Annotated in this window: 15 protein-coding genes; 8 read left to right on the top strand and 7 right to left on the bottom strand. The window is 68.6% G+C overall.

The features are described 5' to 3' along the window. Positions 1–147: 147 nt before the first annotated feature. The 6 genes from IEZ31_RS21390 to gabT all read right to left on the bottom strand — a co-directional run bounded on the left by IEZ31_RS21390 (position 148) and on the right by gabT (position 9,853). On the bottom strand, positions 148–2,985 hold the full coding sequence (locus tag IEZ31_RS21390) for a toll/interleukin-1 receptor domain-containing protein (protein ID WP_190251695.1): 2,838 nt from the start codon (positions 2,983–2,985) through the stop codon (positions 148–150). A 291-nt stretch (positions 2,986–3,276) separates the two neighbouring features. Continuing rightward, positions 3,277–5,085 (bottom strand): glycoside hydrolase family 15 protein, encoded by a 1,809-nt coding sequence (locus IEZ31_RS21385; protein WP_229835700.1) that lies wholly within the window; start codon positions 5,083–5,085, stop codon positions 3,277–3,279. A 437-nt stretch (positions 5,086–5,522) separates the two neighbouring features. Then, positions 5,523–6,818: an NAD(P)/FAD-dependent oxidoreductase gene (locus IEZ31_RS21380; protein ID WP_190251693.1), complete on the bottom strand. Its 1,296-nt coding sequence runs from the start codon at positions 6,816–6,818 to the stop codon at positions 5,523–5,525. A gap of 109 nt (positions 6,819–6,927) precedes the next feature. After that, positions 6,928–7,263: a hypothetical protein gene (locus tag IEZ31_RS21375; protein ID WP_190251692.1), complete on the bottom strand. Its 336-nt coding sequence runs from the start codon at positions 7,261–7,263 to the stop codon at positions 6,928–6,930. Next, positions 7,260–8,528 carry a Glu/Leu/Phe/Val family dehydrogenase gene (locus tag IEZ31_RS21370; protein ID WP_190251691.1) on the bottom strand — a complete coding sequence of 423 codons (1,269 nt, stop codon included), beginning with the start codon at positions 8,526–8,528 and terminating at the stop codon, positions 7,260–7,262. Before IEZ31_RS21370 ends, IEZ31_RS21375 begins: the two co-directional genes overlap by 4 nt. Then, positions 8,525–9,853, bottom strand: coding sequence for a 4-aminobutyrate--2-oxoglutarate transaminase (gabT, locus tag IEZ31_RS21365; RefSeq protein ID WP_268241681.1), 1,329 nt, complete (start codon positions 9,851–9,853; stop codon positions 8,525–8,527). Before gabT ends, IEZ31_RS21370 begins: the two co-directional genes overlap by 4 nt. A gap of 121 nt (positions 9,854–9,974) precedes the next feature. Here gabT and IEZ31_RS21360 point away from each other — a divergent pair, with 121 nt between their 5' ends. After that, complete coding sequence (locus tag IEZ31_RS21360) at positions 9,975–10,868, top strand: LysR family transcriptional regulator (protein WP_190251689.1); 894 nt, start codon at positions 9,975–9,977, stop codon at positions 10,866–10,868. A gap of 91 nt (positions 10,869–10,959) precedes the next feature. Here IEZ31_RS21360 and IEZ31_RS21355 read toward each other — a convergent pair whose 3' ends face one another. Further along, positions 10,960–11,940, bottom strand: coding sequence for a LacI family DNA-binding transcriptional regulator (locus IEZ31_RS21355; protein ID WP_190251688.1), 981 nt, complete (start codon positions 11,938–11,940; stop codon positions 10,960–10,962). A 336-nt stretch (positions 11,941–12,276) separates the two neighbouring features. On the opposite strand from IEZ31_RS21355, the gene IEZ31_RS21350 reads away from it, so the two are divergent. The 7 genes from IEZ31_RS21350 to IEZ31_RS21320 all read left to right on the top strand — a co-directional run bounded on the left by IEZ31_RS21350 (position 12,277) and on the right by IEZ31_RS21320 (position 19,780). Continuing rightward, the gene (locus IEZ31_RS21350; RefSeq protein WP_190251687.1) at positions 12,277–13,614 is read left to right on the top strand and encodes a substrate-binding protein; all 1,338 of its coding nucleotides are present in this window, start codon (positions 12,277–12,279) and stop codon (positions 13,612–13,614) included. A 71-nt stretch (positions 13,615–13,685) separates the two neighbouring features. Continuing rightward, positions 13,686–14,657, top strand: coding sequence for a branched-chain amino acid ABC transporter permease (locus tag IEZ31_RS21345; RefSeq protein ID WP_190251686.1), 972 nt, complete (start codon positions 13,686–13,688; stop codon positions 14,655–14,657). 41 nt (positions 14,658–14,698) lie between these two features. After that, positions 14,699–15,700: a branched-chain amino acid ABC transporter permease gene (locus IEZ31_RS21340; protein ID WP_190251685.1), complete on the top strand. Its 1,002-nt coding sequence runs from the start codon at positions 14,699–14,701 to the stop codon at positions 15,698–15,700. After that, the gene (locus IEZ31_RS21335; RefSeq protein ID WP_190251684.1) at positions 15,697–16,440 is read left to right on the top strand and encodes an ATP-binding cassette domain-containing protein; all 744 of its coding nucleotides are present in this window, start codon (positions 15,697–15,699) and stop codon (positions 16,438–16,440) included. Before IEZ31_RS21340 ends, IEZ31_RS21335 begins: the two co-directional genes overlap by 4 nt. Continuing rightward, on the top strand, positions 16,433–17,131 hold the full coding sequence (locus tag IEZ31_RS21330; protein WP_190251683.1) for an ABC transporter ATP-binding protein: 699 nt from the start codon (positions 16,433–16,435) through the stop codon (positions 17,129–17,131). Before IEZ31_RS21335 ends, IEZ31_RS21330 begins: the two co-directional genes overlap by 8 nt. 2 nt (positions 17,132–17,133) lie before the next feature. Next, positions 17,134–18,447: an amidase gene (locus IEZ31_RS21325; RefSeq protein WP_268241679.1), complete on the top strand. Its 1,314-nt coding sequence runs from the start codon at positions 17,134–17,136 to the stop codon at positions 18,445–18,447. Between the two features lie 76 nt (positions 18,448–18,523). Further along, a complete protein-coding gene (locus IEZ31_RS21320) occupies positions 18,524–19,780 on the top strand; it encodes a Zn-dependent hydrolase (protein WP_190251681.1) in 1,257 nt (418 codons plus the stop codon). Positions 19,781–19,791 lie beyond the last annotated feature (11 nt).

The following is a 19,791-nucleotide window of genomic DNA, read 5'->3' as shown; positions in this document are numbered from 1 at the left end:
GAGCGGTTGCGCCGGCCGACTGGTCGGCAGCGCCGGCGAGGACCCGCCGTGATGCCGGACCCTTGCGTGAAGAGTCTGGAATGACTCCGCGAAGCGGGTGGGGCGCATCGTCCGTTCGGCCGCTGCGTGCGCCCAGGGATGGGTTGGTCAATCGCAGGGCGGCGTATATGGGACCTCCACACCGACGTACTGGCGCCACTGCTCAGCCGTGAGCTCCGCGGTGCTTTCGCAGATGCGGCGGATCGCGTCGGCGGCGCGCATTGGCCACAGGCGCACCACCCGGTCCGCCCCTGCGCTGACCAACACCGCGTCGTTCGCGTATGTCGCGAACGCGGTACCCCCCGCCGCATCGGCGGGCAAGGGCTCCCCGAGCGGTGCCAGGGAATGATCGGCGGTGTGCCAGAGCCGGATCGTGCCGTCCTGCCCAGCCGTGGCCACCGTGTGGCCGTCTGGATGGTACGCGACGGTGTAGACCTCGTTGGTGTGGCCGAAGCCCGGCTCTCCCGAGGCCGTAGCATGCGCCGGGTCGGCCACTGCCCACAGCCGTACGGCTTGATCGGTCCCGACGCTGGACAGCACGCGGCCGTCCGGGCTGAAGGCTACCCAGCTGACGGTGTTGGCATGGCCCGTAAGCGGTCCGCCGATAGCTCGGCCCTGGCGCGGATCGGCCACGTCCCACAGCCGGACCGAGTTGTCGGGGGAGTTGCCGCTGCTGGCCAGAACACGCCCGTCGGGGCTGAACGCGAGCCCGCGGACAGGCGCGGTGTGTCCGGCGAGCGGTGCGCCGACCGGTTGCGGGTGGGCCGGGTCAGCGACGTCCCACAGCTGGATCCGTTGGTCAGCCCCGGCGGTCGCCAAGACTCGCCCATCCGGCCGGAGGACAAGGTTGGAGACGCCGTCGTGCGCGGGCACCGGCGCGGCGAAAGGCACCGGACTGGAAGGGTCGGCGAGGTTCCACAGGATGAAGGTACCGTCGTCGCCACCACTAACCAGGACACGGCCGTCTGCCGTGAAGGCGATAGCGTTGACCGCTTCCTGGTGACCAGTCAGCGGTCCGCCCACGACCGCGGGCCGGTCCGGGTCGGTGAGGCTCCACAGCCGGATCGTTGTGTCAGCGCTCGCCGTCGCGAGCAGGCCGGACGCGGGGCTGAACGCCGCCGCGAGGACCGTGTCGGCGTGACCCGTCAGATATGGCACGGTCCACAGCCGAACCATGCGATCCTGCGATGAGCTTGCCAACCGATGCCCGTCCGGGCTGAAAGCCAGGTCGGTCACGACATTGCTGTGACCGGTCAAGGGTTTGCCAAGCGGGATGGCACGACTGGGATCGGTGACGTTCCACAGCCGGATGTCGCGATCGTACCCGGCGGTGGCGACGATCCGGCCGTCGGGGCTGTACGCCACCGCTGTGATACTGCCGTTGTGTCCGTTCAGCACCCGGCCGGCGATCGGGTGGGCGGCATCGGCGACGTTCCACAGCCGCACATCGCCGTCATTGCCCGCGCTGGCCACGGTCCTGCCATCCGGGGCGTAGGCCAGGGAACCGATGGCAGCCTCGTGACCGACTGGTGTGACGGCCAGCAAAGCCGACCGCGCCGGGTCGCTCACGTTCCAGAACCGGACGACACCATCCTCACCCGCGCTGGCCAGCACCGTGCCTTTTGGATCGAACGCCACCGCCAATACCCGGCCCTCATGGCCGGTGAGCGGTGCTCCCACCTGGCGCAAACGAGCCGGGTCGGCCACATCCCACAGCCGTACGGTCCCGTCCGTGCCCGCGCTTGCCAGCACCGGGCCAGCCGGGCTGAACGCCACCACACCGACGACGCCGTCGTGCGCCTGGATCGGTTCGCCGGCGGCTTCCCACCGGTTGCTCGACCGGGTCCACAGGCGGACCAGACCGGCGCTGTCACCAGTGGCGAGGTACCGCCCATCCGGGCTGAACGCCGTGGTCACTCGGCCCTTGTGGCCGGTGATGGACGATTCCTCGGAGGTCACCGGACCCGTCGTCGCGGGAATCTGCCACAGGCGCACCGTCGATTCGAGACCGGACGAGGCCAAGGTGCGGCCGTCAGGGCTGAACGCCACCGACACGACCGCGGCGGTATGTCCTGCCAGCGGCACCGACAGCGGCCCGGCTCCGGCGGCGACGAGGCGGGAGTACGTGGCGTCGTCGGAGCGCATCCGGTGCGCCACGAGGTCGAGTTGCGCCGCCAGCGAAGCGTCGCTGGTCAGCAGATGGTCCGCCTCAGCCAGCACCCGGTGGTAGACGGCGTCGTCACGCTGCCGCTTTGCCTCGGTTCGCTGCTCGATCGCCTCGGCGGCGCGCTGCACCGCAACGACCGAGGCGCCGGCGGCGACCACCGTCAGCGCGGCCAGACTCGCCACCGCGGCGATGGCCCACCGCCGGCCGCGGCGGAACTGCCGCAGATCCTCCCCGATCAGATCATCCTTGTCACGGCCGTGTAGTGGCGCCGCGAGGTCGGCAACCCGGTCGCGAAAGAGTGGTGCCCGGGTCGAGACCTGCTCCTGAGCGCGGAAAGCACGCAGATCCACCCAACGCGGCTCATCGGGGAAGGCGCCATGCAGGACGGCCGGCAGGCAGTTCGTCATCGTAGGATCGAATTGACCGGTGAAGGAATCCCACTGCAGATCGCCGTCGGTGACGGCGACGAGCAGGCTGTCCGGGCCACGGCTCGCCAGCCAGTGCTCGACCTCCCTAACCACCCACGGTGATCGGGCCGACTCTGGCGACGCGAGCAGTACGAAAAATGCCGACTCCTCAAGCGCGGTCTGGATCGACGACCAAAGGGCCGGGTTCGCAGAGAGGTTCGCGTCGTCGCGGAACACCCGTAGGGCTCGCCGCTGCAGCCATGACTTGCCGAACCGCTGCAACGCCGTCTGCAGTGCGGGCGCCAGCCGACCGTCGGCGGCCCGGCTGTAGGAGATGAACGCAGCGTACTTGAACCCGCCGGCAGTCGACATTGGCCAATCCCACCATGCACGCGCGCCGCTTCCAACGACCGTGCGGCCGATCATCCAGACCCAATCGACGGGCAGTTTCCGGCACGGCGCGAACCGACACGTTCGGTCCACCCAACCTCTGCAGCACCGTCCTGCGCGGGCGCGTGCTGGCTGCCTTCGGTGCGCGGCCGGAGGCCATGCCGGACCGCAACCACACGGCCGGCACCTCGGAGCGTCGGGTCCAGGGCGGGCTGCCCTGGCCGCCGGAGGCCGATCTCCGGGTGTAGGGCCGGAAGGCCAGCTCGGGTCACGTCAGCCGAGGGCGCGGTCGAGGTTGAATGCGGCGCTGATGAGCGCGAAGTGGGTGAACGCCTGCGGGAAGTTGCCCTGCTGTTCACCGGTGCGGCTGATCTGCTCGGCGTAGAGGCCCAGATGGTTGGCGTAGGTGAGCATCTTCTCGAAGGCCAGCCGCGCCTCGTCGAGCCGGCCGGCGCGGGCGAGCGCCTCGACGTACCAGAAGGAACAGATCGAGAAGGTGCCCTCCGCGCCGCGCAGGCCGTCCGGGCTGGCCTCGGGGTCGTAGCGGTACACCAGCGAGTCGGAGACCAGGTCAGCGGCGAGCGCGTCGAGTGTGGCCAGCCACTTCGGGTCGGTCGGTGAGATGAACTTGGTCAGGGGCATCATCAGGACCGCGGCGTCGAGCACGTCGCCGGACCGGTACTGGACGAACGCATCCCGGGCGGCGGACCAGCCGTGGCGCACGATCTGCCGGTAGATCGCGTCGCGGGACCGCGTCCAGTGCGGCATGTCGGCCGGCAGGCCGCGGTGGTTGGCCATGCGTATCGCGCGTTCGATCGCCACCCAGCACATCAGCCGCGAGTACAGGAAGTGCTTGCGCCCGCCACGCGTCTCCCAGATGCCCTCGTCCGGCTGGTTCCAGTGGTCGCAGACCCAGTCCACCAGCTCGCAGACCGTGTCCCAGCGGTCGCTGGAGATGGGCTGGCCCCACTTGTCGTACAGGTAGATCGAGTCGATGAGCGCGCCGTAGATGTCGAGCTGGAGCTGGCGGGCGGCGTCGTTGCCGATGCGCACCGGGCCGGAGCCCCGGTACCCGTCCAGGTGGCCGAGCTCCTGCTCGGGCAGCTCGCTGCGGCCGTCGATGCCGTACATGACCTGCAGCGGCCCGCCGTCGCCGCCGGTGCGCAGGGTGCACCGGTCGGCGAGAAACCGCATGAAGGCCTCGGCCTCGCCGGTGAAGCCCAGGCGCAGCAACGCGTAGACGCAGAACGCGGCATCGCGGATCCACACGTACCGGTAGTCCCAGTTGCGTTCGCCGCCGATCTGCTCGGGCAGGCTGGTCGTGGGCGCGGCCACGATAGCCCCGGTCGGCGCGTAGGTGAGCAGCTTGAGGGTCAGCGCCGAGCGGTGCACCGTCTCGCGCCACCGGCCGCGGTACCGCGACGCGGACAGCCACCGCCGCCAGAACGCCACCGTGTCTGCGAACTCCTGCTCGGCCTCGGCATGCGGGCAGCCGCGGGGCGCGACGTCGTCGCCGACCCGGTCGAGCGCGAACACCGCCGACTCCCCCTCCAGGAGCTTGAACGACGCCGTCACGTCCGGGCCGTCGGGCTCGACCGTCACCGTGGCGGTCAACGCGAGGGAGAGGTCCGGGGACTCGAAGACGATGTGGTCGCCGTGCCGCCGGACGGTGTGCGGCTGCCGGGCGTAGTCGAAGCGGGGCGCGACCCTCGCCCGGAAGGGCACCGAGCCGCGCACGCACACGATGCGCCGGATGAGCCGATGCCGAACGCCCGACTCGCCGGCGATCGGCATGAAGTCCTGGATCTCGCCGACGCCGTCCTCCGTGAAGAACCGCGTCATCAGCACGTTGGTGTCGGGGAAGTAGAACTGCTTGGTCTTGGCCGGTACCTCGGCGGCCAGCTGGAACGAACCGCCCCGCTCGGCGTCGAGGATGGATGCGAACACGCTCGGGGCGTCGAAGCGCGGGCAGCAGTACCAGTCGATGGTGCCGTCGGTGCCGACCAGGGCCACGGTGCGCAGGTCGCCGATCAGTCCGTGCTCGGCGATCGGCAGGTAGCCCGGCGGCTGCGTCCCGGTCACGAAGCTGAACTTCCCGCATCGCGGCCCGCTAATCACCTGCCGGCGAGGTATGCAGATCGTCGGTGCCCCCGCAGCCGGTGCTCCAGGTGACGACAAGCGGTCGGGCACGCAGCGATGCGGGCGTCCGGAAGCGTGCCCCATCCGGTGTCGGCGCGACCTGACACCGTCGAGTGCGCGGCGTCGCTGAGCTGCCGGGAGCATCGCGTGGTGCACGGAGGCCGCGTGCTGCTCTTTGCGGGGCGGGGGAGCGATGTGACGCCGCTCATTTTCGGGGCGAGCCCCCCATGAACTACCGGCCGGTGCCGCGCCGAGAGTGATAGGCCGTTGCGGTGTCGACGGCCGGGCCGGGGGACGCGTCGAAAGGTACCTGCTGTCGGAGCCGTTCGGTGCGGTGGTGATCGTCGCCGAGCTGGGGCAGGTTTGTTCAGCTCGGTCTGTCAGCCGGCGCGGCGCTGGGCGCGGTCGGCTGCGCGAAGCGGTTCGCGGGGGTCCTCCAGTGCGTGCAGGGCGGCGCGTCCGGCGGCCAGGGGGTGGAACAGCCAGCCGAAGTTGACCATCATCCGTAATCGCCGGTTGGGCAGCCGGCTGCCGTGGTACATGCGGTGGAGCGCCCATGCGGGCCAGCCGCGCAGCGGCATCCCGTACAGTTCGGCGACGCCCTTTCCGGAGCCGAGTGATGCGACTGCGCCGGCGTCCCGGTGGCGGTACGGGCGTCCGGGCCTGCCGGCTGCGGCAGCCGCCAGGTTCTTGGCGAGACGCCGCGCCTGCCGAACGGCATGCTGCGCGGTGGGCGGGCACGTGCCGCCGGTGTGGATGTCGGGAACGGCAGCGCAGTCTCCGAGTGCCCACACGGCGTGGACTCCGGGAACGCGCAACTGCTCGTCGGCTCGGACACGGCCTGCCTCGTCCAGCGGTAATGGCAGGTCGCGCAGCAGCGGCGGTGCGACTACTCCGGCGGTCCACACGATGGTGTCGGACTCGATGGTGGTGCCGTCGCTGAGGTGGCAGACTCCGTCGGTCACCTGGAGCAACCGGGTGCCGGTGCGGATCTGGATGCCTCGTGCGCGCAGGTGGTCGGTCGCGTAGATGGCCAGACGCTCGGGGAGCTGGGACAGGATGCGTGGACCCGCCTCGACGAGTACCCATCGGCATTCGTCGCGACGCAGCCCCGAATAGTTGGGCAGGGTTCGCCGGACCAGGTCCTCGACTTCTGCGAGTGCTTCGACGCCGGCGTAGCCACCGCCGATGAACACGAAGGTGAGCATGCGGGTGCGCCGTTGCGCGCACAGGGCGGACTCGGCGTGGTCGAGGCGGGACAGGACCCGGTTCGCCAGGTGCATGGCCTCTTCGACCGTGCGGAACCCGATGGCGTGCTCCACCAGCCCCGGCACAGGAAAGGTGCGGGTGATCGACCCGACGGCGAGTACGAGGTCGTCGTAGGGCAACTCGTGGACCGACCCGTCGGGGGCCGTGGCCTGGACCCGTTTCGCCGTCGGGTCCAGGCCGGTCATGCTGGCCGTGAGCACGCGTGCCCGGCGCAGCGCGGACTTCAGTGGCACCGTGATGTGGGAGGGGTTGACCAGACCGGCGGCCGCCTCGGGCAGCAGGGGCTGGTAGGTCATGTACGCGTGGGGGTTCACGACGGTGACGTCAAAGCGGCCGGGCGTGCAGCAGAGACGTCGGGCGACGGCTAATCCGGCGTAGCCGCCCCCGACCACGACGACGCGTCTCATCGATCCGTTCCCTCTCCTGGGTACTGTCGTGCGCGCCCGGGCGTGGGCGCTGCGTTGACTTCCGCGCTGCTGGTTCCCTGTGGCTGGTGCTCTCGAGTGTCGCGGCGGCTCAGGCCCGAGGCCAGGCGACGCTGAGGCGTCTCGGTGAATGCCTCGATGCCGGCGCGGGCGCCCTCGCGTCCGAGGCCGCTCTGGGTGACCACGGGTGCGACCGGTCCGAACATCTCCTGCCGAACCACGGCAGCGAGCGCTGCCGCGGCGGGGTGGCTGCCCATGCCAGTCCCGCGCTGGCGGTGGCGTCGGCGGCGTTGCCGTCGGCGACGGAGGCGAGCGGCTTGCCGGTGGCCGGGCCGAGGACGAGGAAGGTGGCGGCGGCGCCGGTCCAGGTACCGCCGATGAACAGGCCGAGCTCGGGGGCGAGGGCGCGGACGGCTGTGGTGATCACGGGTACAGTCCTCGGATCTTGTGGGCCTCGGCGACGCTCTGGACGGCGAGGCAGGTGGCGGCGGTGCGCAAGGTCAGGTGGTTCGCGGTCGCGTGGTCGAGGACGCGTCGCCATGTGTTGCGCATCCGGTCCGCGAGGCGGCTCTCGACGTCATCCGCGCTCCACCAGTACGCCTGGTTGGCCTGAACCCATTCGAAGTAGGACACGATGACGCCGCCGGCGTTGGCGAGGATGTCGGGCACGACGAGGACGCGGTTGTCGGCCAGGATGCGGTCGGCGGCCGGCGTGGTGGGACCGTTGGCGCCTTCGACGATGACTCGGGCGCGAACCCGGGGGGCGTTGTCGGCGCGGATGACGCTCTCCACGGCGGCCGGCACGAGCAGATCGACATCGAGCTCAAGCAGGCTGTCGCCGTCGAGGGCCTCGCCGCCGGGGAAGCCGGGGACCTGCCCGGTGGCGTCGACGTGCTGGCGCAGCGCCTTGAGGTCCAAGCCGTTGCTGGCGTAGATGGCGCCGTACTGGTCGCTGACGGCGATCACGCACACGCCGGCGTCGTCCAGGAACGTGGCTACGTCCCGGCCGACCTTGCCGTAGCCCTGCACAGCGGCGCGGGCTCGAGTGGCCGGGATGCCGGCGTGTGCGAGCGCATCGAGGGCAACATGGACGACGCCGCGGGAGGTGGCGGATGCGCGGCCCAGCGATCCGCCGACGCTGATCGGCTTGCCGGTGACGACACCGGTGACGGTGTGCCCGCGGGCGACGCTGAACGTGTCCATCATCCAGGCCATGGTCTGCTCGTCGGTGCCGATGTCTGGTGCGGGGATGTCCCGCTCCGGCCCGATGACGGGGCTGATCTCGCTGGTGTAGCGGCGGGTGACGCGCTCGAGCTCGGCGGTGGAGTACTGGCGCGGGTCGATTTGTACGCCGCCTTTGGCACCGCCGTACGGAACGTCCAGCAGGGCGCACTTCCAGGTCATCCACATCGCCAGCGCGCGTACCTCGTCGAGGTCGACAGCGGGGGAGAAGCGTACGCCGCCCTTGGCCGGGCCGCGGGAGAAGTTGTGCTGGACGCGGTGGCCGGTGAGCAGCTCCACGGTGCCGTTGTCGCGGCGCAGGGGAATGCTGACGGTGACCTCCCTGCGCGGGTTGGCCAGCATCTGGTACATGCCCTGGTCGTAGCCGAGAACGGCGCATGCCTCGGCCAGCTGTTCCCGTGCGCCCTGCAGTGGTGTCGCGGCGGTGGGTACGGGGATCACGGTGCTCATGCGTGGCCCCCGGCTGTAGCGTCGAACGCGGCCTCGATGATGTCGAGGGCCTCGTGGAGCAGGTCGTCGCTGATGGTCAGGGGCGGCAGGAAGCGCAGCACGTTGCCGTGCGTGCCACAGGTCAGGACGATGACGCCGTGCGCATGCGCGAACGCGGCGACCGCCTTGGTGGTGTCCGGGTCCGGGTCGGTACCGCCGGGGTGGACGATCTCGACGGCGATCATGGCGCCGCGACCGCGCACGTCGCCGAGCCGCGACTGGCGCGTCTGCAGGTCGCGCAACCGGCCGGTCATGAGCGTCTCGATCTGCCGGGCGCGCCCGATCAGGCCGTCGGCTTCGATGGTGTCCATGACGGCCAGGGCAGCGGCGCAGGCGAGAGGGTTGCCGCCGTAGGTGCCGCCGAGGCCGCCGACGTGCGGGGCGTCCATGACGTCGGCACGGCCGGTGACGGCGGACAGCGGCAGCCCACCGGCGATCCCCTTGGCGCTGACGAGCAGGTCTGGGACGACGTTCTCGTGCTCGCAGGCGAACATGGCACCGGTGCGGGCGAACCCGGTCTGGACCTCGTCGGCGATGAAGATGACGCCGTTGTCGCGGCACCAGGCGGCGAGCGCGGCCAGGAATCCGGCGGCCGGGACGATGAAGCCGCCCTCGCCCTGGATGGGCTCGATAATGACGGCGGCGACGTTGTCGGCGCCGACCTGCTTTTCGATGAGGGACGTCGCGCGGCGGGCGGCGGCGGTACCGTCGATGTCGCCGTCGCGGTAGGGGTAGGACAGCGGGGCGCGGTACACCTCCGGGGCGAACGGCCCGAATCCGTGCTTGTACGGCATCGACTTCGCGGTCAGCGCCATGGTGAGGTTCGTGCGTCCGTGGTAGGCGTGGTCGAACGCGACGACGGCCTGGCGCCCCGTGTGTACGCGAGCGATCTTGATTGCGTTCTCGACGGCCTCGGCGCCGGAGTTGAACAGCGCGGTCCGCTTCTCGTGCGTGCCGGGCGCCAGTGCGTTGAGGCGGGTCGCTACCTGCACGTACGACTCATAGGGGGTGACCATGAAGCACGTGTGGGTGAAGCGGCCGACCTGGTCGCGGACGGCGTCGACGACGCGGGGGGCGCTGGAGCCGACGGTAGTGACGGCGATGCCGGAGCCGAGGTCGATCAGGACGTTGCCGTCGACGTCCTCGACGACTCCGCCGGCGGCACGGGCGGCGAAGACCGGCATCGTGGTGCCGACACCGAGGGCGACAGCGGTCTGCTTGGCGGCCATGAGCTGCTGAGAGCGGGGGCCGGGGATGGTGGTGGCGAGGTGGCGCCGCTGGGGCAGGTCTGTGGTGCTTGCCGCAATGCTGTCGGTGGTGGTCACGGCGTTCATGGTGGGTCCGGGAATTGTTGCTGTCTAATGCCGGTTTCTTTGCGTTCCTATTACTGCCAGGCATGATTTGCGGATGGAGTTGAGGACGCTGCGGTACTTCGTGGCGGTGGCGGAGAGCGGGTCGCTCAGCGCGGCGGCGGACGTGGTGCGGGTGACGCAGCCGGCGCTGTCGCGACAGCTGCGGCAGTTCGAGCGGGAACTGGGGGTGCGGCTCTTTCACCGCCCGGGTCGTGCTCTTGAGCTCACCGCGGCCGGGCGCGAGTTCCTGTCGCTGGCCCGGGAGGTGCTTGGGCAGGCGGAGTCGGCTCGCCGGGCGGCGGCCGATCTGGCCGCGGGCGGCATGGGTCGGCTGGGTATCGCGGCTCCGCCGACGACCCTCACGGATGTCATCGCCCCGTTCCTGGCCACGTTCGGTCCCCGCGATCCGATTCCCACGGTTGTCGAGGCGGACGGCCCAGCCGCGGCGGCCGCCTTGCGCCGGGGCACAGACCTGGCGATCGTTACGCACGCACCGCAGCGCCCGCTGATGAGTCGGCCGGTGGCTGTGTTGCCGCTGTACGCGTACGTTCCCGCGGAACACCGGTGGGCGGGACGGGCGCGGGTGCGGCTGGGGGACCTCGCGGTCGAGCCGCTGGTCGTGCTGGACCGGTCGTTTCGGGCCAGGCAGATTCTGGACGAGGCGTTCACGGCGGAACAGCTCGCGTGCGGCCCGCTGCTGGAGTGCAGCAACCCACAGGTGGCGCAGGCACTGGCGGCAGCAGGCCGTGGAGTGGCGGTGGTCTCGGACGACCCGCGGTTCGACCTGGTACCCCTGCGGGTGGACAGCGCGCACGGGCCGTTGCAGATCCGGCTGTTCGCCGCGTGGGACCCGGGCCATCATGCGGCCGGAACGCTGGAGGACATCGTCCGGCGTCTCAGCGAGTTCGTCACCAGCCGCTACGGCGGCTCCGGGCCGGTGCGCCAGTGACCGACCGCACCGGCTCCTCGGAGCCGCCTGAGCACGTGCGCGGGTCGGCCAGCTTCACACCCTTTCAACCGTTTCCAACACTGCCCGAACGCTACTGTTCGACCAGCTCCGGCTCGTGGATTCGGTAAACGGTCTGGTCCGATGGCTCGGCGATCGCCTCGTGGAGCAACTTCGCCGCCGCCTGACCGAAGGGATAAGGACGCAGGTCCAGGGCCGTCAGGTACGTGCCGTTGAAGTGATCCGTCGAACTCACCACCGAGGCCAGCGCAACCGAACGGCCGGTCTCGGCCCGCACATGCTCGAACTGGATGGCGGCTCGGGTGGCGATGTCCTGCCAGGCGAACAGGACGGCGTTGATGTCGGGATCGCTGAGGACCTGGGCCACGGCTGCCGCTACGTCGTCGGTACTCGGGAACGTCGGCGTCGTCACCAGGCAGGGGCGACTGCGGTTCCGGCGACACCAGGACTTGTAGCCGCGCTGGAGCTGCCGCGACCATGACAGGTCGTCGCCGGCCACCGGACTCACGAAGGCCGGGTGACTCGCCCCCAGGGCCTTGAGCCGGTTGAGGATGATGCCGCAGTTGCGTTCGTGTTCGATCTCGATGACGCCAGCGAGCCGATCCGGCGGGATGTCGGCGTTCCGGCCCGCCGTTACGATCGGAATCGGGAGGTCGATGAGGCGCCTCACGACGGGGTCGCCGGGCAAGGCGTCGATGACGATCACACCATCGACCTGATGCGCGGACTTGCCGTTCTGCGGCCAGCGGGTTATCAGCGTGAGATCCCACGCGTGGTGTGAGGCCTCGTCGGCCGCGCCGAACGCGAACGGCATGTAGAACGCCATGTTGCGAACTTGCGGCGGAACGTACAGGCCGATCGCACCCACCGATCGCGTCCGCAACTGTTGCGCCGCCCGATTCGCCATGTACCCCCGCTGGCGGGCGGCCTCGAGGACCCTGCTCCGCGTCGCCTCGGAGACCCTCCCAGAGCCGTTGAGAGCATCGGCGACCGTCGTCTTTGACAGGCCGAGACTGTCGGCAAGGTCGACAATGGTGACCGATCGCTGGCTCATGTCCGGAGGCTATCAACGGCGCTCGGCGGCGTTCACGTGGGCAGGGCCGATTCGGCCCACTCGATGGCTTGCGCCCTGGTCGCGTCTCGCGCTCCCCGGCCTTTCGCGGCATCTGCGGACCGCGACTTGGGCATCGAAGGCCCCTTGACATCGCCGCCTCGGGTGGCGCACGATCTGGGCTATGCCGGAACGTTCCGGCAAGCTGATCATCCGCGGCAGACCTGGACCTGACCCAGCTCGTGGCGCGACAGCGCTACAGGCTGCCCAGTCCTTGTTGATGGTCAAAACATGGCATCAAAAGTGGGTGATACGGAACCCGACCCTTGTTCTCGGTCGTTGACGAGGCGCTTTTGCTATCGCGTTCGCCGAGAGCGTTCAGATGAGCAGAGTGGAGTGGTTCGAATGAGTGATGGCACGGTGGATTCGCCGCAGCTAGGCAGCGGTTCGGAGTATCGGGTGGGTCGGCGGCGGATGCTGCAGGCCGGTCTTGGGTTCGGGGCGGCCGCGTTGCTTGGCGGCGGCCTTGCGGGGTGCGGCAAGGACGACGGTCCAGCGGGCGCCTCCGCGGGGGAGAAGGGCGAGATCAAGCTCGGGTTCATCACGGCGTTTACGGGGCTCGCGACGATTTTCGGTGAGACGCAGTTCCATTGTTTCGAGCTTGCGGTCAACCAGATCAACGCGGCTGGTGGTATCGCCGGGCGTAAGGTCACGTTCGTCAAGGAGGACGACGCGACGAACCCGAATACCACGATCGCGAAGGCGAACAAGCTGGCGTTGCAGGACAAGGTCGTCGCGGTGGTGGGTCTGATCACCAGTGTGGAGCGGGAGGCGGCGTTGACCGTGCTGCCGAAGCACAAGGTGCCGCTGCTCTACACGACCTACTACGAGGGCGCGGCGTCGGGTGCCAAGGCGTGCGACCCGTACCTCATCTGCACCGGTCAGGTCCCGAACCAGCAGATCGAGCCGCTCGTGCCGTGGCTGACCAAGAACGTGGGCAAGAGCTACTCGGTCATCGGCTCGGACTACATCTGGCCCCGGGGCACGACCGAGGTGTTGGAGAAGCTCGTGGCCGCCGAGGGTGGCAGGGTCTTGTCCAAGGACTTCTACCCGTTCGGCACCAACGACTTCGGTCCGGTGTTCAAGAAGCTCGAGACGCTCAAACCCGAGATCTGTTGGACCACGCTCGCCGGCGGCGATTTCACGACGTTCCTCAAGCAGTGGGAGCAGTTCAAGCCGCAGGGAGTGCGGCTGGCGGGGATCAACTTCGACGACCTGTACGCCCAGGAGAACCCCGGGCTCGGGGTCGGCGCGATCACGTCACAGGCGTACTTCATGTCGATCGACCGCAAGCAGAACCAGGACTTCCTCGCCGCCTACAAGGCGGCGTACGGTGACGGACCGATCGACGCGATCGCCGAGGCGGCATACAACGCGGTATACCTGCTGAAGGGCGCTATCGAGGCCGCCGGCGGAGCGACCGAGCCCGAGAAGTGGCTGCCGCAGCTGGGCAAGGCCAAGTTCGAGGCGCCCAGTGGCTCCATCGCCATCGACCCGGCCACCCAGCACACCATCTCCAGCAACTACATCGCCGAGGTCCAACCGGCCGGCAAGATCAAAATCATCGCTGACCAGCAGAACGTCACGCCCCGCGTGACCGGCTGCAACCTCGGCTAGACACATCGAGCTGCTTCGCGTCGACGACGAGCCGTCCGGCTCTGGACCGGCACTTCGGTCACCCGACCACGATGTCGGTCCAGGTCAACGGCTCGGCGTCGGCAACGCAGCAAACGCGGGCACAACGAGCGCGCGGCCACGATGCGGTGGCGCCGCAGAGAGGTTCCACCCCCGATATGGAAATCGTCTCTTCCATTGTTTTGAACAGCGCCTATCTGGTCAGCGTTCTCGCCGTGGTCGCGCTAGGGCTGGGCGTGATCTATGGCCTGCTGGGCGTGATCAACATGGCGCATGGTGAGCTTGTTGCGATTGGCGCTTACACGGCGGTGTTGCTTACCGAGTTGGGTTTGCCGTACTGGGGCGCTCTGCCCGTGGCGTGCGGTGTGGGCCTGGTCGTGGGGATGGTGCTGGAGTGGGCGTTGATCAGTCGGCTCACGCAGCGTCCGCTCGACGCAATCTTGGTCACGCTTGGTCTCGGACTGGTGATTCAGGAGTTGTTGCGGCTGACGTTCGGCGTGGGTCCGAGGTCGGTGGCCGCGCCGGTCCATGGAACGGTGCATGTCCTTGGCTACACCTATCCGGTGTTCCGGCTGGTCGTGATCGGTCTGGCGGTGGTCGCGATCTGCGCCGCGCTCGCGTTCTTCTCGCGCAGTTCGTTCGGCCTGGTGGTGCGGGCGATCCTGCAGAACCGTGAGTCGGCGCTGACCAGCGGTGTACATGCCGGCCGGTACAACCGGCTTGCGTTCGGCCTGGGTGCCGCTCTGGCAGCGCTCGCGGGGTGCCTGGTCGCCCCAAGTGCCGTCGTCCTGCCGCAGATGGGCACCTTCTATATCGGGCCGGCCTTTATCGCGGTCATCATCGGCGGGTCGGGCCGGCTGGTGGGCGCGGTGTTGGGTGCGCTGTTCATGGGCGGCCTTGAGATCTTTCTGGGTGAGTACATCCCGCAGACCGTGGCGCGCGCCGGCGTGCTCGTGCTGGCGATCATGCTCATCCGTATCCGTCCCCAGGGCCTCGTGTCCGAGCCGAAGGTACGTGTGGCATGAGAACGCCGACTGCAGTTATCCCAAGCGAACGTGGCCCAGCCATGGCGGCGGGCGGCAAGCGAGGACTGGTCAGGGCGTTTGGCGGGATCGGGGTTCTGGCGGTCGGATTGGTGGTGCTGCCGTCGCTGATCGGTGCGTTCCACCTCATCCTGGCGACGCAGATCGTCGCGTTCGCCCTCGTCGCGGTCAGTCTGCAGTTGTTGTGGGGGCGGGCTGGACAGCTGAGCTTCGGCCAAGCCGCGTTCTTCGGTATCGGAGCCTACGCGTATGGGTATGTCAGCAGCCGAGACAGTGCGGGTGGTTGGCTGGCTATCTGCGTCGCGGTGCTGATTCCCAGTGCCATCGCGTTGTTGATGGGCTATTTCCTGTTCTTCGGCGGTGTCCGCGGCGCCTACTTCAGCATCGTCACCCTGGCGTTCGTCCTGATCACCTACCAGGTCGCCATCTCCTGGCAGTCAGTCACCGGCGGCGACTCCGGACTCACCGGCATCAACGGCCTCATCCTGCAGTTCGGGGCGTTCAAGCTCGACTTCAGCACCGGGCAGGGCCCCTACTACGGTGCCCTGATTTTCCTCCTGCTCGGGCTGATCATCGCCACGCTGGTCCGGTTCAGCTCCTTCGGGCTGGTGCTGGAGGCCATCCGCGAAGACGAGAATCGAGCGAAGTTCCTTGGCTACAACACCTCCCTCTACCTCACCGGGGTGCTCACCCTGTCCGCCGCGCTCGCGGGACTGGCCGGCGGCGCCTACGCCTCGGTCAGCCTCATCGCTGCCCCGGACATGGTCGGATCGCTGCTGTCGATCGAGATCCTCACCTGGGTCGCGATCGGGGGACGCAACCACATCGCCGGAGCCCTGATCGGGACCGCCTTCATGCGGATCCTCAACGACCAGGCCTCCACCCTGCTGCAGTCGTCGTGGCCACTCGTCGTGGGACTCGTCTTCGTCGCCGTCGTGCTGTTCTTCCCCGCCGGCATCATCGGCGCATTCACCAACCTACGACGTCGACTCACCACTTACGCCACCAAACGGGAAGCCAGATGACCGCGCAGCAATCGTCCTCCCTGCGGCTTGACAACGTGACGGTCAAGTTCGGCGGCTTGACCGTCCTCAACCGGCTCTCGGTCGAGTTCGGCGCCGCACCAATCAGCTCGTTGATCGGCCCCAACGGAGCGGGCAAAACTACCGTCTTCAATGTGTTCAGCGGCCTGGTCAAGCCCACCGAAGGGCGGGTTCTCTTCCAGGGCCGCGACATCACCGGCGCGTCGCCGGTGTCGATCGCCCGGATGGGCATCATCCGCAAGTTCCAGGTCCCCACAGTATTTCCCGGGCTGAGCGTCGGTGACAACCTCAAGGTCGCTGCTCGGGCGCCTCGGCAGCGTCACGAGCCCGGTGACGGCGACGGCTGGGCCATCGACGACGTCACCGACCTGCTCCAGCTCTCCGGCAAGAAGCAGCGGCCGGCCGCCGAACTCTCGCACGGCGAGCGCCAGTGGCTGGAAATCGGGATGGCGTTCCTGGGCAGACCAAAGTTCCTACTGCTCGACGAACCAGCCGCCGGTCTCGGCCCGGACGAGTCGGAGCACACGGCGCGGCTGATCAAGGAGATCTCTGCCCACTGCGCGGCCGTGGTCATCGAGCACGACATGAGCTTCATCCGTAGCCTCGGCGGCCACATCATCGTGCTCCACCAAGGCGCCGTGCTCCGGCAGGGGACGATGGAAGACATCGAGGACGACGCGGTCGTGCGAGACATCTACCTCGGAAGGAACACCCATGCTTAGGGTCGATCGCGTCGTCTCCGGCTACAACAGGGTCAGAGTACTCAACGGCGTCGACGTCTGCGTCCAGGCCGGTGAACGTGTCGTCGTGCTCGGCCGCAACGGTATGGGGAAGACGACCCTGGCCAAGACGATCGTCGGCTTGCTGCCCACCGGATCCGGTTCGGTGTATCTCGACGGAGCGAACATCACCTCGTTGCCCGCATATCGCCGAACCTGGGCAGGTATCGGCTACGTACCACAAGGCCGAGGACTCTTCCCTCGCCTGACAGTCGAAGAGAACCTCCGGATCGGCCTGCACGGCTCCCGCCCCAAATCCAAGACCATCTCCGATGACATCTACGACTACTTCCCGGTCCTGCGCCAACGCCGCAATCAAGCCGCGGGGACCCTGTCGGGGGGCGAGCAACAACAACTCGCGATCGGTCGGGCGCTCGTCGGCCGGCCGTCCGTGCTGATCCTCGACGAACCATCCGAAGGCATCCAGCCCAACCTCGTCACCGCCATCACCGACCGGCTCAAGTCACTGGCCACCGACCACCGCATGGCCGTACTGCTCATCGAACAGAACCTCGACGCGGCAAGGCGCTTCGCCCAACGGTGCCTATTCATCGAGAAAGGCACAGTCGTCCACACCTGCGACGCCCCCGAACTCGCCAACACCGCACTCGTCAGCCGATTCCTCGGCGTCTAGCCATGTCCACCCCCCAATCCAAGTCCGCGGTACGGCAGAGTCCGGGCTGCAACTGCGTTCACCGCGATCGCGCGATCGCCGGCGGGGCAAACCTGCCCGGCTTCGTAGCCCACCCGGCAGGGTCCGTCACAGAGCCTGGCCAGCAACCGAAGCCACCGTCACCGCGACGCCCGCTCGATGGCTTGTCCATACCGGTGAAAGACAACATCGACGTCGCCGGTTGGCCGACCCGGGCCGGTTCCCTGGCCACACCGACCACGCCGTCGGCTACTGATGCCGCCGCCGTGGCCAGCCTGCGCAGAGCCGGAGCCGACGTCTCGATGAAGACGACGCTGGACGAGTTCGCGTTCACCACATCGGGGCCCGGAATGGTGAACCCCTACGACCCGAGCCGCACCGTCGGCGGTTCCAGCGGCGGTGCCGCCTTGGCCGTGGCTTCCGGTCGATACTGCGTCGCTGTCGGAACCGACACCGGTGGCAGCGTCCGGATCCCGGCATCGTACTGCGGTGTGGTCGGTTTCAAACCGTCCTACGGCGCGGTGCCCGTCGACGGTGTGATCCCGCTGTCATGGAGCCTCGACCATGTCGGCTTCCTTGGATGCGGCGTCAGGATGATCGCGACCGTTTTCGACGCATGCCGGACCACGCGGCCGCTCCACCGCCCGGCGACGCCGACGCGTCGCCGGTACTGGCCGCGTCACCTGGGTGAGCTACGGATCGGTGTGCCCGACGCGGACTACCTGTCCCACGCCACCCCTCCCGTTCTCGAAGCACTCACCAGAACGGCCGCCGCGCTGTCCGCGGCGGGCGTTGAGATCAAGAACACGTACCTCCCAGACGTGCGGCGGGTACTCCGCAGCCACTACGCCATCGCCGCCGCCGAGGCGGCCACCTACCATTCCGGCCAATATGAGGGCTTATCCCGCCACGGCGCCGAAGCGCGTGCCGTCATAGAGACCGGGCTGCAGATGGGCGCCGGCAGCTACATCTCCGCGCTGCGAGAGAGGGAGCGCCTGAAACTCGAGTTCGCCGCACTACTGGACGAGATCGACCTGGTCCTTTTGCCGACGACGCCGACAACGGCACCGCTCGTCACGGACACATCGATGACACTCGGCACCGGGGAAACCGTCGACCGGTTGGACGGGAGTATCTGGTACACCGCGCTGTTCAACGATCTCGGAGCGCCGGCCATCACCGTGCCGCTGCGCGGAGACGGCCTTCCCGTGGGCATCCAGCTCGCAGCGGCTCAAGGCGAGGACGACCTCCTCCTGGCCGCCGCGGCCCGGGTCGAGGAGATTATCGAGGCGCTGTGACATCGCAGACAGACAACGAAACATCCAGGACGGCATCGGGTGCTTCATACACATTCTCACGGATTGGACCGGTGACATGACCTCGCTCGACTCCAGCCCCACCTCGGTGGATCGGGTGAACGCCGACCGGCTCTGGAGCCGGCTGATGACGATGGCCGAGGTTGCCGCCACTCCCAACGGCGGCAACAACCGGCAGGCCCTCAGCGATGATGACGCGGCCGGTCGCGCACTGTTTCTCAAGTGGACGACCGACGCCGGCTGCAGCCACGAGATGGACGAGATCGGGAACCTGTTCGTGCGTCGGCCCGGCCGCGACCCCGCCAAACCGGCGGTGCTGATCGGCAGTCACCTCGACACCCAGCCCACGGGCGGCCGCTTCGACGGCATCTACGGAGTGCTCGGCGGGTTGGAGGTGATCGAACGTCTCAACGACCTCAACGTCGTCACCGAGGCGCCGATCGACCTCGTCGTATGGGCCAACGAAGAGGGATCGCGCTTTCCGTACTCGATGATGGGCTCGGCCGTGTGGGCCGGCAAGCTTCCACCGGCGCAGGCGCTCGCCTTGACCGACGTCCACGGCGTCGCCGTTGGTGACGAGCTCAACCGCCTCGGTTGGGCTGGGACGCGTCCGGCGCGACCCATGCCCACCGCCGCCGCCTTCGAGCTGCACATCGAGCAGGGCCCGATCCTGGAGAGCGAAGGCCTCCAGATCGGGGTAGTGACGGGCGTGCAAGGGTTCCGCTGGTTCACAATCGAGCTCGGTGGCTTCCCGGCGCACGCGGGCCCGACGCCCATGCTGGGCCGGCGCGACCCGGCGCGGGCGATCGCCCGTATTGTGGAGCGGGTCTACGCGATGGTGGAGTCGTACGCCCCGTGGGGACGTGGCACCTTTGCCCAGTTCGGCTCCGAGCCGGTGAGTCCTAACACCATCCCCGAGCGTCTCTGGTGCACGCTCGACCTCCGTCACCCGGAGCTGGAGTCGCTGGAGCAGATGGACCACGCGGTTCGCGACATCGTGGCGGCCGAGGCTGACGCGCTGGGAGTCACCAGCTCCATCGCTGTGGACAACGACTCGCCGCCAGTCGCTTTCGACGCGGGATGCATTGCGGCCGTCGAGGCCGCGACGGCCGACCTCGGGTTTTCCCGGCAGCGCATCGTCTCCGGTGCCGGCCACGACTCCTGCTACGTGGCGTTGCGCGTACCCACCTCGATGATATTTGTTCCCTGTGCAGGCGGGCTGAGCCACAACGAAGCTGAAAGCATTACAAAAGAGCAGGCGGAACATGGCGCGAGCGTCCTTCTTGGCGCGGTGCGGCGAATGGCTGCCGGCTGACCGTGAGGAAG

Origin of the sequence: Dactylosporangium sucinum, assembly GCF_014647515.1 — a bacterium.
In the GTDB taxonomy this organism is placed as follows: Bacteria; Actinomycetota; Actinomycetes; order Mycobacteriales; family Micromonosporaceae; genus Dactylosporangium; species Dactylosporangium sucinum.
This window is presented reverse-complemented; position numbering and strand designations above follow the sequence as displayed.